The organism is Gudongella sp. QWL-04 (assembly GCF_058683975.1).
The window spans coordinates 1,761,200-1,777,128 of sequence record NZ_CM178754.1 but is presented as its reverse complement, the minus strand read 5'-3'; the positions used below and the strand labels follow the sequence as shown (position 1 = coordinate 1,777,128).

General features: G+C 44.8%; 15 protein-coding genes. 12 read left to right on the top strand and 3 right to left on the bottom strand.

From position 1 onward, the window contains the following. Positions 1-14: 14 nt before the first annotated feature. On the bottom strand, positions 15-1,403 hold the full coding sequence (nhaC, locus tag AC4PHB_RS08805) for a Na+/H+ antiporter NhaC (RefSeq protein ID WP_492136072.1): 1,389 nt from the start codon (positions 1,401-1,403) through the stop codon (positions 15-17). Positions 1,404-1,586: 183 nt separating this feature from the next. Continuing rightward, the gene (locus tag AC4PHB_RS08800; RefSeq protein WP_492136071.1) at positions 1,587-2,000 is read right to left on the bottom strand and encodes a universal stress protein; all 414 of its coding nucleotides are present in this window, start codon (positions 1,998-2,000) and stop codon (positions 1,587-1,589) included. Positions 2,001-2,154: 154 nt separating this feature from the next. Here AC4PHB_RS08800 and AC4PHB_RS08795 point away from each other — a divergent pair, with 154 nt between their 5' ends. Genes AC4PHB_RS08795 through AC4PHB_RS08785 form a run of 3 tightly spaced genes read left to right on the top strand, consistent with a single transcriptional unit; the run spans position 2,155 to position 5,156 of the window. Next, entirely contained in the window at positions 2,155-2,532 is a 378-nt protein-coding gene (locus AC4PHB_RS08795) for a VOC family protein (RefSeq protein ID WP_492136070.1), read from the top strand. Positions 2,533-2,574: 42 nt separating this feature from the next. Continuing rightward, a complete protein-coding gene (locus AC4PHB_RS08790) occupies positions 2,575-3,714 on the top strand; it encodes an amidohydrolase (RefSeq protein WP_492136069.1) in 1,140 nt (379 codons plus the stop codon). A gap of 17 nt (positions 3,715-3,731) precedes the next feature. Continuing rightward, positions 3,732-5,156: an amidohydrolase family protein gene (locus AC4PHB_RS08785; protein ID WP_492136068.1), complete on the top strand. Its 1,425-nt coding sequence runs from the start codon at positions 3,732-3,734 to the stop codon at positions 5,154-5,156. Between the two features lie 55 nt (positions 5,157-5,211). Here the strand turns inward: AC4PHB_RS08785 and AC4PHB_RS08780 are convergent, their stop codons facing one another. Next, positions 5,212-5,622: a universal stress protein gene (locus tag AC4PHB_RS08780; protein WP_492136067.1), complete on the bottom strand. Its 411-nt coding sequence runs from the start codon at positions 5,620-5,622 to the stop codon at positions 5,212-5,214. 227 nt (positions 5,623-5,849) lie between these two features. Between AC4PHB_RS08780 and AC4PHB_RS08775 the strand changes: the two genes are divergently transcribed. The 9 genes from AC4PHB_RS08775 to AC4PHB_RS08735 all read left to right on the top strand — a co-directional run bounded on the left by AC4PHB_RS08775 (position 5,850) and on the right by AC4PHB_RS08735 (position 15,916). Continuing rightward, the gene (locus tag AC4PHB_RS08775) at positions 5,850-6,836 is read left to right on the top strand and encodes a LacI family DNA-binding transcriptional regulator (RefSeq protein WP_492136066.1); all 987 of its coding nucleotides are present in this window, start codon (positions 5,850-5,852) and stop codon (positions 6,834-6,836) included. Further along, a complete protein-coding gene (locus AC4PHB_RS08770) occupies positions 6,833-8,116 on the top strand; it encodes an amidohydrolase family protein (protein WP_492136065.1) in 1,284 nt (427 codons plus the stop codon). Before AC4PHB_RS08775 ends, AC4PHB_RS08770 begins: the two co-directional genes overlap by 4 nt. Before the next feature lie 20 nt (positions 8,117-8,136). Then, positions 8,137-8,838 carry a purine-nucleoside phosphorylase gene (deoD, locus tag AC4PHB_RS08765; protein WP_492136064.1) on the top strand — a complete coding sequence of 234 codons (702 nt, stop codon included), beginning with the start codon at positions 8,137-8,139 and terminating at the stop codon, positions 8,836-8,838. Continuing rightward, a complete protein-coding gene (locus AC4PHB_RS08760) occupies positions 8,838-10,217 on the top strand; it encodes an ADP-ribosylglycohydrolase family protein (RefSeq protein WP_492136063.1) in 1,380 nt (459 codons plus the stop codon). Before deoD ends, AC4PHB_RS08760 begins: the two co-directional genes overlap by 1 nt. A gap of 17 nt (positions 10,218-10,234) precedes the next feature. Then, on the top strand, positions 10,235-11,320 hold the full coding sequence (locus AC4PHB_RS08755; protein ID WP_492136062.1) for a BMP family lipoprotein: 1,086 nt from the start codon (positions 10,235-10,237) through the stop codon (positions 11,318-11,320). Positions 11,321-11,423: 103 nt separating this feature from the next. Next, positions 11,424-12,971, top strand: a complete 1,548-nt coding sequence (locus tag AC4PHB_RS08750; protein ID WP_492136061.1) for an ABC transporter ATP-binding protein — start codon at positions 11,424-11,426, stop codon at positions 12,969-12,971. After that, a complete protein-coding gene (locus tag AC4PHB_RS08745) occupies positions 12,964-14,031 on the top strand; it encodes an ABC transporter permease (RefSeq protein ID WP_492136060.1) in 1,068 nt (355 codons plus the stop codon). Before AC4PHB_RS08750 ends, AC4PHB_RS08745 begins: the two co-directional genes overlap by 8 nt. Before the next feature lies 1 nt (position 14,032). Continuing rightward, entirely contained in the window at positions 14,033-14,959 is a 927-nt protein-coding gene (locus AC4PHB_RS08740; protein ID WP_492136059.1) for an ABC transporter permease, read from the top strand. A 9-nt stretch (positions 14,960-14,968) separates the two neighbouring features. Beyond that, entirely contained in the window at positions 14,969-15,916 is a 948-nt protein-coding gene (locus AC4PHB_RS08735; RefSeq protein ID WP_492136058.1) for a nucleoside hydrolase, read from the top strand. Positions 15,917-15,929 lie beyond the last annotated feature (13 nt).

Below are 15,929 nucleotides of genomic sequence, written 5' to 3'. Positions count from 1 at the left end.
GCATTTTTGTTGTCTTATTTTGCTGTAGCAGGCTTTTTGATAGTTATACCTGTGTAAGCGTAGATTACAGCTATAACTGGGTTTATAAGGTTAAGGAATGCGTAGGGAGCATATGCCAAAGGCGATACTAGAAGAACGCTTTGCATATAAGCACCGCAGGTATTCCATGGGATCAACGACGAGGTAAGTGTACCTGCATCCTCAAGAGTTCTGGAAAGCAGTCTTGGCTCAAGTCCTCTTTCGTCAAATGCATCCTTGTACATTCTGCCAGGAATAACTATTGCAAGGTACTGGTCCGCTGCAAGTATATTGATTGCTATACAGGTCAATATTGTTGCAAGAACAAGTGATCCAGTGTTTTTGGCCATTTTTAATATTGCACCTGCAAGTGCCTGGAGCATGCCGGTTCTCTCCATGATCCCGCCGAATACCATTGCAAGAAGGATCAATGATACGGTCCACATCATACTGTCAAGTCCGCCTCTGTTAAGAAGCTCGTCTACCATATCAACTCCACTTTCGATTTCAAAGCCGTAGTGTGCTGTGTTAAGAATATCGCCAAAGCTTGAACCCTGGAATATTGCTGCAAATATACCCCCAAGGATAGTACCAGACATAAGGCCGGGAATTGCCGGGACCTTCATGATTACCATACCGATGACTATTATTGGCGGCAGGAACAAAATTGGTGAAATGTTGAAGTTTGCAGCGATACCATCAAGTATGATCTGAATATTGGAAGTATCTAGTTGACTTCCTGCATACTTGGATCCGATTATTCCATAAAGAACAAGAGCGATCAATAGGCTTGGAACTGTCGTATAAAGCATGTACTTGATGTGCTCAAAAAGTGTAGATCCTGCCATTGCAGGTGCAAGGTTAGTCGTGTCTGACAACGGTGATATTTTATCACCGAAGTATGCTCCTGAAACAACTGCTCCTGCAACGATCTCTGCTGGCATTCCAAGTCCTAAGCCAACTCCCATAAGTGCAATACCTACGGTTCCTGCAGTTGTCCATGAGCTTCCTGTTGCCAATGATACGATACAGCAGATCAAGCATGTAGCGACCAGGAATATTCCAGGTGAAAGAATCTGAAGACCATAATAGATCATAGCAGGCACTGTACCGCAAAGTATCCATGTTCCTACTACAGTTCCTATGATCATTAGGATCAATATAGCCTGCATTGACATCTGGATAGTTTCGATAGCGCCTTTTTCCAGCTCAGCCCAGGAAAATCCAAGCATAAGGATCCCTACTGCAGAAGCAACTATAATTCCAATGATTAGAGGAATTTGCGCATCTACTCCCAGGTAGCTGATACCAATAAATAATGAGACCATAAGTACTAGGATGGGAATTAGTGCGTGACCTATTGTTGCTTTTTTCTTTTCTTTCATATGTACCCCCCTCTAATAAATTTAGTGCCTGAAAACGTATTCCAGGTAATAACAACTTTTTTGTTATGACTATAGATTACACTATTTTTATCAAACTTTCAACCATTATCTGAAAATTCTGGCACAGTAAAGCATTAGCACGGGCCATAAAAAAAGCCCTGCTTTGAACAGGGCTGATCGATGCTATTTGACGATCATTACGGTTGTTTTCGCATGTTGGATCACCTTATGGGATACGCTTCCAAGGATGGTTCTTGAAAACACGCCTAAACCTCTGCTCCCCATTACGATCAGGTCATATCCTCCGTTTTCTGCGAACCTTATGATCTCCTCTGCAACGTCGCCGGTAGTATGAACTGTATCCACATTACCGGTATAATCCTCGAACATTTTCTTGGACTGCTCAAGTAGCTGCTTACTTAAGTCTATGCCATCCCTGACTACGTCAAATTTATAATCCATGTCAAGATACCTGATACTGTCGATTACTGTGAGGATAGTTACGTCTGCATGAAAGGCTTCTGCAATTTCTCTCGCCTTCAACAAAGCCCTGGTGGACCACTCTGAGCCGTCGATTGGTACTAGTATTTTTTTCATGAACACACCCCCTGTATTTAATGTTCCTCTTATTGTTAGTATACCCTGTTTGTTTTTAAAATCATTATTTTCTGAATAATTTACGCTTAAAGTACTGTACCAGTCTGCAGCGATTTGCTATTATTATACTAAATAACAAAATAGGAGGGTTAGTATGAACTATAGAATAATGCATTCATGTATAAGAGTCAACGACCTTGAGGCTTCCGTCAATTTCTACAAGTCTGCTCTGGGATTGATAGAAACGGGTAGAAGGGAGTATCCTGAGGATTTCACCCTGGTATTTCTTGCAGATGAAAAAAGGGATGTTGAGATCGAGCTTACCTGGAACTACGGCAGAGAGGTGCCATACATTATCGGAGATGGCTTTAGCCATCTGGCCTTTTCAGTCGAAAACCTTGAGGAATCTCACAAAATGCACACTGAAATGGGTTTGGAGATTACGGAGCTTATGGGTCTTCCCGGAGATCCTCCAAGATATTATTTTATAACTGATCCAAATGGCTATGATATCGAAATAGTAAGAGAATAGTAATAAACAACCAGAAAAGTATGCATTGGAGGGAGGTGGAGCATGAAGGACTATATTGAGAGCTTAAAGGCTGAGGTGCTGTCCTTAAATGATTTTATGGCGAGAAATCCTGAAATTGGGGGAGAAGAGTACAAGTCCTCAGGTGCTATCGTCCGATTGTTGTCAAAGCATGGTATAAAGATAGAGTACCCATTTGCAGGTATGGACACTGCATTCAGGGGAGTCATAAACGAAGGCAAAGGCAGGAAGGCTGCTATTCTCACAGAATACGATGCCTTGCGGGGTATAGGACATGGCTGCGGGCATTGCGCCAGTGGATCCATAAGCGTGTTGGCTGCCTTGGTTTTAAATATGATCAAGGATCAGATACCTGCAGAGATCCATATAATTGGAACCCCCGATGAGGAAATGAGAGGCGGGAAGGTCACTATGGCCAATAATGGTGTTTTCGATGGTTACGACTTTGCCATTATGATGCACATGAGCAATAAAAATGCTCTATATTCAGGATTCCTTGCACTGGATGCATATGAATTCAGCTTTCACGGCAAGCCTGCCCATGCTGCCAGCATGCCCTGGGAAGGCAGGAACGCTCTGAATGCAGCCAGATTATTCATGGATGCAACTGATATGATGAGGCAGCATGTCAGAGATGATGTAAGGATACATGGATACATCAAAAATGGAGGAGATGCATCTAATACAGTCCCTCATCTTTCAGTTGTTGAGATGCTCGTCAGAGCGAAGGACAGAGAATATGTGGACGAGCTTAGCGAATGGGTTATGGACTGTGCGAAGGCAGCTTCTCTTGCCACAAGGACAAGCTACGTCGTTGAGCAGCTGGGTGAGAAGTTTGACGGCATGAAGAGGATCAAGGCAGGGGAAAGGATCCTTAATGAAATATATGAGGATATGAAGCTTCCTGTAATTGATTTAGGAGACCAAACAGGAGGGTCCTCAGACATTGGGAACGTCAGCAGTGTTTGTCCCGCTTTCCACCCTTATATCAGTATCGGAGAGGAGTTTAACGGGCACACTGTTGAATTTGCAAAGGCTATGACCGAAAACAGGACCCACAGGGCGATCCTGGATGGAGGAGAGATAATAGCAAGATTCGTGAAGGACATCTACAGCACTCCTGGAGCAATGGAGGAGCTGTGGAAGGAGTTTAAGGGAGAATAATTACAAGGAGGGGTAGTGTGAAAAAGGTAGATATGATTGTAAAGGCACCTCATTTTTATACAATGGCAGGCGATGGCGTCGGCTATGCTGAAGGGGTGGCAATGGCGGTTGACTCAGGAAGGATAGTTGCAATAGAGAAGGAGGATGACATACTTTCTCAATATACTGCCGAAGAGACGGTGGTTATGGATCATCATGCCATATTCCCCGGCTTCATCGATGCGCATATGCACACAGGCTATGCAATAATGAGGGGTCTTGCCCAGGACACCAACAACTGGATGATGTTCGGACTTCAGCCTTTTGATAATGCAGCAACGATATATGAAAGAAATCTTGGCAGCAAGCTTGCTATCATGGAAGCCATTAGAGCAGGTACTACGACCATAGGCGACTATGAAAGAAACATGGACGACGTATGCTCCTTCATCGATCAGATCGGTGCCAGGGGCAATATAACCTTTACAGTTCGCGAAGCAATTAGAAGGGTATACAAGCCCGGAGAGCTATACGAGTATGATGAGGACATGGGTAGAAAGAGCCTGGAGGAGAATCTGGAGCTTTACGATAAATGGCACAATAAGCGAGATGGAAGATTTAAGATCCTATTTGGGCCTCAAGGGCCTGATTTCGCAAGCAAGGATCTGCTCCTTAAGATCCAGAAGCTGGCCAAAGAGAGAAACACCAAGATACATCTTCACACTCAGCAAGGTGACAGAGAGACATATCAAATAGTTAAAAGATATGGGAAGAGGCCTATAGAGTGGCTTCAGGAGATCGGTTATCTGGATGAGACCCTGATTGCAGTGCACTTGACCGATGCCAGAGACGATGAGGCTGAGGTGGTTGCTAAGAGCGGGGCTTCAATGATCCTCTGTCCTGGATCGATAGGTATAATAGATGGGGTAGTGCCACCGTCAATGGCTTTCCAGGCTGCAGGAGGCAATGTTGCACTCGGGTCAGATCAGGCACCGGGAAACAATTGCCATAACATAATAAATGAGATGAAGCTGGTTGCCTTATTTAACAAGATCAAATATACAAACCCAGAGGTAATGCCTGCATGGAAAGCACTTAGAATGGCTACCATCGAAGGGGCAAGAGCTGTGGGACTTGGTGAGGAGATAGGATCTCTAGAGGTTGGCAAGAGAGCGGACTTTATTGCGATAGACCTTAGCAAGCCTTCCATGTATCCAGTTTATACCTACCCGATGAGAAATATCGTTCCTAACCTTGTTTACAGTGCTAGAGGAGATGAGGTTGCGTTATCAGTTGTTGACGGCAAGGTGATCTACAGAGATGGTAAACTGATCAATGTTGATCAGAAGGAAATAATGGATGAGATCGCTCAGTATCCGGATGGTATCGGAAAAAGAGCAGCCAAGGAATTCTTCGAAATAAAAGGCACCAACGCTCAATTCATGGAGGAGAACAAACTTTAATATAAACAGCCCCATACTCCCGAATTCTCAGGGGCTTGGGGCTGTTGTCTTGAACCTATTTAACTACAAAAACCGATGTATTCACATGTGTTACGACCTTGTGGGATACTCCGCCCAAGAGCGCTCTTGTAAACACTCCAAGACCTCTGCTTCCCATAACCACCAGGTCAAACTTGTTGTCCTCTGCCATTGCAATGATCTCGTTTGCTATGTCTCCCATTCTGTAGGTTGTTTTAACGCCGTGCGGGTAACCTTCAAGTAAAAGCGCTGCCTTGTGAAGCAGTTCCTGTCCGGCTTCAATGCTTGCATTGATCATATCCTGCTTAAAATCAACGCTTACAAAGCGTCCGCTGTCAATCACCGTTAGAAGTGTAAGCTCTGCTTTGTAAAATTCGCCCAGCTCCTTCGCTCTTTGGAGAGCCTTCATTGAATAATCAGACCCGTCTACTGGAACCAAGATTTTCATAATTTGCACCTCCCCAACTAAAAATCCATCGACAGCAAATGCCTGTTGTTAGTAAACATATACCCATAAAATGGCTTTCTAACGTGATTTAAAACAAAATTTTCACAAAACCGGGAAAGGGGTTCACTAAAACACGGTAAAGTTGTATGATAAAAATTAGGTAATCGTTTACCTATAATATCGTCGGGGTAATATATAAAACAAAATTACCAATGGGGGCTTTTGATATGACCACCATAAGAATGATTGCAAAACTTGCCGGAGTATCAAGTGCAACAGTATCAAAGGTGATCAATGGAAAGGATCAGAACATAAGCGAGGACACCCGACGAAGGATATTGGAAATAGTAGAAAGGGAAGGCTACATCCCAAATGGAATAGCCAAGAGTCTGCGAATAAAGAATACGAAGACGATAGGATTGATAGTGCCTGATGTTACGAATCTGTTTTTTGCTGAGGTCGCAAAGGGAATTGAGGATGCAGCTGCAAAACGAGGCTACTCTTTGATCCTCTGTAATACAGACAACAAGGACAGTAGGGAGAGAATGTATCTGAAGATCCTTCAGGAAAAAAAGGTGGATGGTCTCATAATAACAGCCTCCCACAGCAAGCTTGGAGATCAGTTGGACAGTGTATCAATACCAGTCGTATTGATCGACAGGGATGTCGACACCCCTAAGTCTGTAGGTAGGATAACAGTCGACAACATAAAAGGAGGGCGGATGGCTGCAGAAAAGCTCATCGATAGTGGCTGTAGGAGTATCGTTCACATTACAGCTGGTCTTGAAAACAAGCCATCTGCAGAAAGGTATAAGGGTTTCGTAGAAGCATTAAGGGATGCGGGTATCAAATTCAATAAGTCCGGACTTCATACTGGTTATTTTACCGTGGAAACAGGGTATGAAGGTATCGTAAGGCTGTCGAAAGTAATGGAGTTCGATGGAGTGTTCTGTGGGAACGATCACATTGCTATAGGAGCACTGCAAGCATTGAGAGAGCTTGGGAAAATGATCCCTGATGACGTATCTGTGGTGGGTTTTGACGACATAGCTCTTTCCAAGTACATCCATCCACCACTTACTACTATCAGACAACCTATATATAAGCTTGGTGAAAGTGCTGTCATGGTGCTTTTGGGAATGATCGAGGGAGGCACGACTGAGGAGTCAGTGGTGCTTCAGCCGGAGTTGATTGAAAGGATGAGTTGCAGATGAAGAGAGTTGTGTTGAAGAATCCCTGGATCATCCACAGCGATGGACACATATCTGAAGCTAAGTCTGTCGTTGTGGAGAATGGAAGGATCAAAGCTATCGATCCGGATCTGTGGACTGCGGATATTGAGGTGGACTGTACGGGGAAGTACGTTTCTCCTTCTTTTGCGAACCTGCATACTCATTCACCTATGAACATTTTCAAAGGCTTTGCAGAAGATGTTACAATAGACAGGTGGTTCAATGAACTGATTTGGCCTTATGAGAACAGATTGGTCCCAAGGGATGCTTATCACGGTTCAAGACTTGCGATTGCTGAGATGCAAAATAATGGAGTGACGGTTTTCGCCGATCACTATATGTTTGCAGAAGAAATAGCCAAGGCAGCGCTGGAGATGGATATGAGCCTTGACATAGCACCTACGCTATTTTCTCTCGACGGCAGTTTTAAGGAGGGACTGAAGAAGACCATTGAACTTTCTGAAGCCTATAAGGACGAGGAAAGGATAGTTGTAAGTCTAGGTCCCCATTCGCCCTATACCTGCTCCATGGAGGATCTGAGATCCGTTGCTGAGGTGCAGGTAAAAAGGGGATTCAAGGTCCATATACATGCTGCTGAGACTAAGGAACAGGTGATAAGATCAAGGATCGAGACAGGGAAAACACCCTTCGAATTTCTAAGCAAGTCTGGAGTACTTATGGGAAGGACTATTATCGCACACGGATTGTATGTAGAGGAGGGAGATCTTTTATTCCTCAACCAAAATACAACCTTTGCCATAAGTCCAAAAACATATTACAAGCTGAATATGGGTTTTGGCAACGTACCATTTCTAAAGGACAGGATCAGAATAGGGATAGGGACCGACGGAGCCGCCAGCAGCAACACACTGGATCCTCTCGAGCAGGCAAGGCTTCTTGCTCTTATGGGAAAATACCTTATGAAGGACAGTACGGCCTTTCACTTAAAGGAGATATGGGGATGTCTCATGGAGGGACACCGTGCGCTGGATTTTGAAACAGGCGAGATTAGGGAGGGATTCAGTGCTGACATGATCATTTGGGATCTTGATAAGCCTTCAACTGCAGTAGCCTCTGATCCGTTAGCCGCAATAATTTTCAGTGCAACCTCAGAAAATATAGAGACGGTAATATCAAAGGGAATATTCGTCAAAAAGGATGGCAGACTTATCCACGACGTATCCGGGGATATAAGCTACCTTAAAAACAGGATGGTGGAGCTGGGAGAATCCGAGGGTGGGGACACCAGCCTAAGATATTAAAAAATACAAGGAGTGATAAAATGACAACACCACACAACAGTGCAGTCAAGGGAGATATAGCTGAAACCATATTATTGCCGGGAGACCCGTTAAGAGCAAAGTTCATTGCTGAGAATTTTCTCGAGGATCCAGTACAGTTCAACACAGTAAGAAATATGCTCGGATATACAGGAACATATAAGGGAAAGAAGATATCTGTAATGGGAACAGGAATGGGAGTCCCATCAATAGGGATTTATTCCTATGAGCTGATCCATTTTTATGGAGTCAAGAATCTGATAAGGGTAGGTTCATGCGGAGCATTCCAGGAAAATCTCAAGCTTTATGACGTGATTATTGGAATGGGCGCAAGCACTAACTCTAACTATGCTCATCAGTATGGATTGCCTGGGACATACTCAGCGACAGCATCCTGGGAACTATTGCACAAGGCAGTAAAAGTAGCCGAGGATAAGGGGATACCGGTACATGTAGGGAATATCCTTACCAGTGATACATTTTATTCAGCGGATACAGAGTCGACTGCAAAATGGCAGAGTATGAATGTACTTGCAGCTGAGATGGAATCCTTTGCTCTTTACTGTAACGCGGCACACGCAGGGGTGAATGCACTTACAATATTAACTGTAAGCGACTCTATCGTGAACAAGGAGGAGACTACTCCCGATGAGAGGGAGAAGAGCTTCACCAAGATGATGGAGATCGCATTGGAGCTGGCTTGATGAAGGCCTGGGAAATGGCTTCCCAGCTTTATAGGAATGCAAAACCTGTCTTACTTGACGAGGATGAGCAAACCTGGGAGGTCATGAAAACCGTATCGGGTTTCTATGATCAGCTTGCAGGCCTGGACTGGAAGAGCAATGTTCCCGGCTCAGGAGCACCGGAGACTATAATGGTAGCTGCAGTTCAGGCGTTAGAGAACAGAGGCTATATAGTTGAGGACTCCGAAGAGCTGCTTAATGAAGGACTGAAGGCTTTTGACGACAAGGACTTCATAAGACTTCACCAGATATCCTCTCTTATGAGAAAGCGACTTCTTGAGGCTAAGAAGGACCCTGATTCACCCTATTGGAAATATAAATACTACGATAACTTCGAAGAATACGAGAAAGATATTCAGTTCCCTCGGCAAATCAAGCTAGAGTCAACAAATGACGACTTCAGAGATAAGATCAAGGCAGCATGGCTGTCTCAATTGATCGGTGCAGCCATGGGAACTCAGCTTGAGGGCTACACAAGAGAGAACCTTAAGGAAGCCTTTGGCGATTTCGATAATTACCTAAGAGAGCCTAACACCTATAATGACGACTTGACATTCCAACTGGCATTTCTTGAGGCGTTCAATGAAAAAGGGAACGTGTTGACCTCTGAGGATATAGCTCTTAAATGGATAGGGCTTGTACCTGTCGGCTGGTCAGCAGAAGAGTTTGCACTTAGAAACATCAAGCAGGGGATCTTCCCGCCTGAAAGCGGTAGATGGAACAATCCATTCAACGAGTGGATAGGGGCACAGATGAGAGGTGCTATATGCGGCATGGTTGCACCCGGAGATCCAAGATTAGCTGCCAGGCTTGCATGGATGGACGGGGAGGTGTCACATGCCAACAACGGCATACTTGGCGAGGTATTCAATGCAGTTATGGTATCTCTGGCATTTACCGAAAAGGACACCAGGAGGATTCTGCTTTCTGGCATTGAGTTGATCCCAAAGGACAGTGAGTATCGATCAGTGCTTGAATTTGCACTACGATCCTGCAGAAACAGCGAAAACTGGGAATCGGCAATGGCTGTATGCGAGGAAAAGTATATACGCTACAATTGGATACACTCCTACCCTAATGCCTGTGCAGAGGTAGTTGCGCTTTACTTTGGAGAGGGTGACTTCACAAAGACTCTGAAGATAATATCACAGGCGGGAGTCGACGTGGACTGCAACGCAGCCCAGATCATGCCAATAATCGGCATCCGGGAGGGAACCGCTGGAATACCTGAGAGGTATATTCACGAGGCCTTCCTTGATATAAAAACCTATATGCGTTCTCCAAGGCACTTGACCTTGGAGGAGCTTGTGGATGCAACGGTAAAAAATGCAGTCAGATAAAAAATAGGAGGGAAACTATGAAAAAAGCTTTGGCACTATTGTTGATCCTTACCATGGCCATTGGCCTTGCAGCCTGTGGAACGACCGCACCTGAGCAACCGGCTGGCGCAGGCGATGAGCCTTTGAGAGTTGCATTGCTCCTTAACGGGACACTGGGCGACAAATCCTTCTTCGATTCAGCGGACAGAGGGCTGCAAATGGCGAAGGAAAAGTATGGAGACAGATTTGAGTACGCCACAGTCGAAATGACAACAGATGAGACAAAATGGCTTCCTACGCTGTATGACTATGCAGATGACGGAACCTGGGATATCATAATCGTCGGAACTTGGCAGATGGCTGAGCCTTTGGCAGAGGTAGCTCCTCAGTATCCAGACCAAAAATTCTTTATTTTTGACCAGGATATGGATTACTCAGCTGGCGATTTTGGGAACATCTATTCAATAATGTATAAACAAAACGAGGGTTCATTCCTTGCTGGTGCAATTGCGGCAAGACTTAGTGAGACCAAGACCATTGGCTTCCTGGGCGGAGCTGAGAACCCGGTAATCAACGACTTCCTTCTTGGATATATCCAAGGAGCTAAGCATGTTGAAGAGAATATTAAGGTTGTAGTCTCCTTTGTTGGAAACTTCTACGACACACCAAAAGGCAAGGACCTTGCGCTTTCACAATATCAGCAAAACGGTGTAGATGTAGGATTTAACGTCGCTGGTTTGGCTGGGCTTGGTCAAATCGATGCAGCACAGGAGGTAGAGAAGTTTGCAATAGGAGTTGACTCTGACCAGGCACTTATCCTGGGAGAACCCGCAGCAAACTTTATTCCGACATCGATGCTTAAGAATGTTGACCAATCTATACTAAGAGCAATCGACCTTGAGCTTGAAGGCAAGGTCCCTTACGGACAGGCTGAAACTCTGGGTATAGCTGAGAACGGAGTAGGAATTGCAGACAATGAATACTATCAGAAGCTTGTACCTCAGGAGGTCAGGGATGAAGTAACCGAACTGTCCGAGAAGATCCTGAGCGGCGAGATCGTCGTAGACACCGCATTTGGCAAGACAAACGAAGAGATCCAGGCAATTAAGGACTCAGTAAAATAATACCTCTGGTGGGAGGAATAGCTCAGCTGTTCCTCCTTCCTTAAATTTACAGCCAAATTCAATAGTCTTAGGCTGCTTTTGAAAGGAAGAAGGCGGTGACAATATGACAGACATGATACTTGAGATGAAAAATATCGTTAAGATCTACTCCAATGGAGTAGTTGCCAACGATAATATAAGCCTCTCTCTCAAGAAGGGAGAGATCCATGCTCTTCTCGGTGAGAATGGAGCAGGAAAGAGTACCCTCATGAAGATCCTGTTTGGGATAGAGACTCCCGAATCAGGAGAGATCATCCTAAATGGGAAGCCAGTAGCCATCAGAAATCCTCTGGAGGCGATAAGATTAGGGATCGGTATGGTACACCAGCACTTTATGCTGGTGCCAAGCTTCACAATAGCAGAAAACATAATCCTGGGAGTTGAGCCCAAGAAGGGTCTTTTTACAGATATTGAAAAGGCTGAGGAGCTTTCAAGGAAGATCGCCGATGAGTATAACTTCGACCTGGACGTGGAAGAGAAGGTTGAGAATCTTCCTGTCGGAATTAAGCAAAAGGTCGAGATTTTGAAGGCGCTATACAGAGGAGCAGATATACTTATACTCGATGAACCTACTGCTGTTCTGACACCCCAGGAAACTGAGGAGCTTTTCGTCCAGTTGAGGAGACTTAAGGAAAAGGGACATACTATAATATTTATTTCTCATAAGCTTGATGAGATCAAAGAGATATGCGATCGCCTAACCATAATGAGAAATGGCAAAAACATGGGAACATATGAGACCTCAGACCTTACTACCAAGGAGATATCAAGGCTGATGGTAGGCAGGGATGTTGTAACGAAGTTTGACAAGGCGGCGTTGAACCTTAGGGAGACAGCTGTTAAAATAAGGAAACTTGAGGTATGGAACTCTGCAGGCACAAAGAAGGTGAACGGACTTGACTTTGATGTCAAGGAGGGCGAGATATTTGGCATTGCCGGAGTTGAGGGAAATGGACAAAGCGAGCTTGCGCAGGTTATGGCGGGCCTTATTGAGAACTACAAAGGTGAATACAGCCTCTTTGGAGCCTCTACAAAGGGTTTAAGTATAAAGGATCTGCGAGAAAAGGGCATGTCCTATATACCTGAGGATCGCATGACCTATGGAATTGCTGAGAATATGGACCTATTGAGCAATCTGTTTGCGAATCAGTACGATAAGGAAAAGTTTTCAGGAAGAGTATTCCTAAGGAAAAAGCCAATGGAGCAGGCTGCCAAGGATCTAATAAGCCATTTTCTAATAAAGGCAGGATCATTTAAAACCAAGGTAGGTATGCTTTCCGGAGGGAATATCCAGAAGGTAGTAGTGGCAAGGGAGTTTTCAGACGATCCAAAGGTAATAATCGCAAATCAACCTACAAGAGGTATCGACGTAGGCGCTGCAGAATTTATAAGGAAGAAGCTTCTCGAGCTTAGAGATAAAGGCTGTGCGGTAATATTGATATCTGCAGACCTTAATGAGGTCATGGAGCTGTCTGACAGGCTTGCAGTAATGTATAAGGGAGAATTCTCTGGAGTTTTCAAAAATGTGTCCGTTCTAACTGAAGAGGAGCTGGGAAGGTACATGCTGGGAATAGAGAAGGACGAAGGACTGGAGGGGATAGTATATGCTTAAAAGCTCGCAATTCAACACATACAGGACGGCACTATCCATAGCTATCGCCCTTATTTTGTCATTCCTGGTAATTTTCCTAGTCAGCGATCAGCCCGTAGAGGCAATAATGAGGATGATAACAGGACCTTTATCAAGCAAAAGGCTTTTTGCAAATGTCATTGAGCTTATGATACCCCTTATATTTACGGGAGTATCTGTAAGCATAATGTTCTCGGCAAATCAAATCAACCTGGGAGCTGAAGGAAGCTTCCACTTGGGAGGGCTCGTTGCGGCAGTGGTAGGTCTAATGGTACCAATGTCACAAGGAGTGCATCCAATAGCTGCAATTATCCTTGGAGGACTTACAGGGGCAGTGTTTGCAGCGATCCCTGCGGTCTTAAAGATATTTACCACGGCAAGTGAGCTTGTATCGTCGCTGATGCTTAACTATATAGCTCTTTTCCTCGGTAATTATGTACTTAGCTATTATCTGAGGGACACAACTGCGGGAGCTTTGACCTCGCACCTTTTACCTGAATCTGTAAAGCTTCAGAGCATAGTATCGGGCACTAATATCCATATAGGACTTTTTATAGCGCTCCTGACGGCAGTATTTGGATATCTTTTCCTGTTCAAATCCAAGCTTGGATATATGCTTAGGATCTCAGGAGAAAATGAAAAATTTGCAAAGTATTCCGGAATGAACATAGTTACAGTCATTCTTATATCTCAGCTTCTGGGAGGCTTCATTGCCGGAGTAGGTGGGAGCGTACAGCTTCTGGGGATGTACAGAAGATTCTCCTGGGCTGCACTATTAGGCTATGGCTGGGATGCTATCATCGTTACTACCCTATCCAAGAAGAACCCTTTGTTTGTTCCCCTGGCAGCATTCTTCCTTGCTTATATAAGGATAGGGGCAGATATAATGTCGCGCTCCACAGACGTATCACCTGAAATAGTAGCTATAACACAAGGCATCATAATAATCCTTATAGTAGCTGAGCAGTTCCTGTCCAAGTATAAACACAAGCTTGTGGCACGTGAGGCCAGGCTGCAAATGGAAACGGAAGGAGCTGAGTGATATGAGTATAGCTGAAATCCTGCTTTCACCCGACTTTCTTTTCGTTGTCCTAAGAGTTACGACGCCTATATTGTTTGCCACACTTGCAGTTACAATAGCAGCAAGATCAGGAGTTTTCAATATAGCCATTGAAGGTACAATGCTCATTGCCGCTTTAGTGGGCGTAATATTTTCGGCAAAGCTTCAAAATCCATGGCTGGGCTTGCTTGCAGCTCTTGTAGCCGGTGGAGCAATTGGCTTGCTTTTGGGAGTACTGGTATTAAGGCTGAAGACGGATGCCATTCTTGCAGGTGTTGCTATCAACTTGATGGCATCAGGGGGGACTATATTCCTTCTTTACCTTGTATCCGGGGACAGGGGAGTATCGTCATCTCTTAAGAGTTTAAGTCTTCCAAACATAGCAATACCAGTTATCGAGCAGATTCCGTTTATCGGAACAGTTCTTTCAAGACACAATATATTGACATACCTGGTATTTATAATGGTTGTAGTAGTGCACCTGATGCTTTATAAAACCCCATTGGGCCTAAAAATAAGGTCAGTTGGGGAGAATCCCCATGCAGCAGAGTCTGTAGGCATAAATGTCCACAGGATCCAATACATAGCCTTGGCTATGAGTGGGGTACTTGCAGCTTTCGGTGGAGCATTTCTATCCATGGGGTATTTGTCCTGGTTCACCAATGGTATGACTGCAGGCCGAGGCTATATAGGGCTAGCAGCCAATGCGATGGGCGGCAGCACTCCGATCGGTGGATTGGTAGTTTCCCTCATATTCGGAATTGCAGATGCGATGGCAAACGTGTTTCAGACTGGAGCCAGTTTGCCATATGAGCTGGTGCAGATGATACCGTATATAACGACTATAGCAGGCCTTGCAGTATACAGCCTTAACAGGAAGAAGAGGCAGGAAAGGATCATTAATAAATAGGAGGAAGATATGGAAAAGAGAAACATAATCATAGACTGCGACCCGGGACATGACGACGTAATGGCTCTATTGCTTGCACTTTCACATCAGGATGAGCTAAATATACTTGGAGTCACAACTGTGGCAGGTAATCAGACGCTTGAAAAGGTAACCTATAATTTAAGAAGACTGTACTCCTACCTGGGCATGAGGACTCCAGCTGCAAGCGGGGCTTCCAAGCCAATAATCAGAAAGCTCCAGCTTGGAGACGATGTCCATGGAGTAACCGGACTGGACGGCTGGGAGTTTCCGGAGCCTGATTTTCAGTTAGATTCGACGAACGCTGTGACCTTTTTGAGGGATAAAATAATGGCTGCTGAGGGCAAGGTCACACTTGTACCAGTGGGACCTCTGACCAATATAGGGCTGCTCTTGTCCGTATTCCCGGAGGTAAAGGATAAGATCCAGATGATTTCACTAATGGGAGGCTCTATTTATGCCGGAAATAGAACGCCTCATGCTGAATTCAACATATTTGTAGATCCTGAGGCTGCCAAGGTCGTATTCGATTCGGGGATCCCGATAGTAATGAGCGGTCTCGAGGTGACTCATGAGGCTGCAATAACCGATTCTGAAATACAGGAGCTAAGGGATTCCGACGGAAGAGTATCAAGAATGTGCGGTGAGCTTTTGTACTTCTATACCAGATATCACAGCAGGGAGGGCTATAGCTCATATCCTCTCCACGATGTTTGCAGCGTGATGTATCTGCTAAGACCTGAAATGTTCAAATGGAAGGATCTTCAAGTGGACATCGACGTCTCCGATGGTCCTCACAGGGGAAGAACTGCCGCTGACAACAGGGAGTGGATGCGCTACGAAAAACCAAACACACGGGTTCTTCTCCACATAGACAGGGAGGAATTCATCAAGGAATTGAAAAAGGCATTTGAGAAGCTTGACGCAGAGACCGCTTAAAGAGATGTATAGG

What these genes read in the sequence shown, in the direction of transcription:
- AC4PHB_RS08735 (WP_492136058.1), top strand. Translation starts at nt 14,969, where the DNA reads ATGGAAAAGAGAAACATAATCATAGACTGCGACCCGGGACATGACGAC.
- deoD (WP_492136064.1), top strand. Translation starts at nt 8,137, where the DNA reads ATGACAACACCACACAACAGTGCAGTCAAGGGAGATATAGCTGAAACC.
- AC4PHB_RS08770 (WP_492136065.1), top strand. Translation starts at nt 6,833, where the DNA reads ATGAAGAGAGTTGTGTTGAAGAATCCCTGGATCATCCACAGCGATGGA.
- AC4PHB_RS08775 (WP_492136066.1), top strand. Translation starts at nt 5,850, where the DNA reads ATGACCACCATAAGAATGATTGCAAAACTTGCCGGAGTATCAAGTGCA.
- AC4PHB_RS08790 (WP_492136069.1), top strand. Translation starts at nt 2,575, where the DNA reads ATGAAGGACTATATTGAGAGCTTAAAGGCTGAGGTGCTGTCCTTAAAT.
- AC4PHB_RS08750 (WP_492136061.1), top strand. Translation starts at nt 11,424, where the DNA reads ATGACAGACATGATACTTGAGATGAAAAATATCGTTAAGATCTACTCC.
- AC4PHB_RS08745 (WP_492136060.1), top strand. Translation starts at nt 12,964, where the DNA reads ATGCTTAAAAGCTCGCAATTCAACACATACAGGACGGCACTATCCATA.
- AC4PHB_RS08740 (WP_492136059.1), top strand. Translation starts at nt 14,033, where the DNA reads ATGAGTATAGCTGAAATCCTGCTTTCACCCGACTTTCTTTTCGTTGTC.
- AC4PHB_RS08800 (WP_492136071.1), bottom strand. Translation starts at nt 2,000, where the DNA reads ATGAAAAAAATACTAGTACCAATCGACGGCTCAGAGTGGTCCACCAGG.
- nhaC (WP_492136072.1), bottom strand. Translation starts at nt 1,403, where the DNA reads ATGAAAGAAAAGAAAAAAGCAACAATAGGTCACGCACTAATTCCCATC.
- AC4PHB_RS08760 (WP_492136063.1), top strand. Translation starts at nt 8,838, where the DNA reads ATGAAGGCCTGGGAAATGGCTTCCCAGCTTTATAGGAATGCAAAACCT.
- AC4PHB_RS08795 (WP_492136070.1), top strand. Translation starts at nt 2,155, where the DNA reads ATGAACTATAGAATAATGCATTCATGTATAAGAGTCAACGACCTTGAG.
- AC4PHB_RS08780 (WP_492136067.1), bottom strand. Translation starts at nt 5,622, where the DNA reads ATGAAAATCTTGGTTCCAGTAGACGGGTCTGATTATTCAATGAAGGCT.
- AC4PHB_RS08755 (WP_492136062.1), top strand. Translation starts at nt 10,235, where the DNA reads ATGAAAAAAGCTTTGGCACTATTGTTGATCCTTACCATGGCCATTGGC.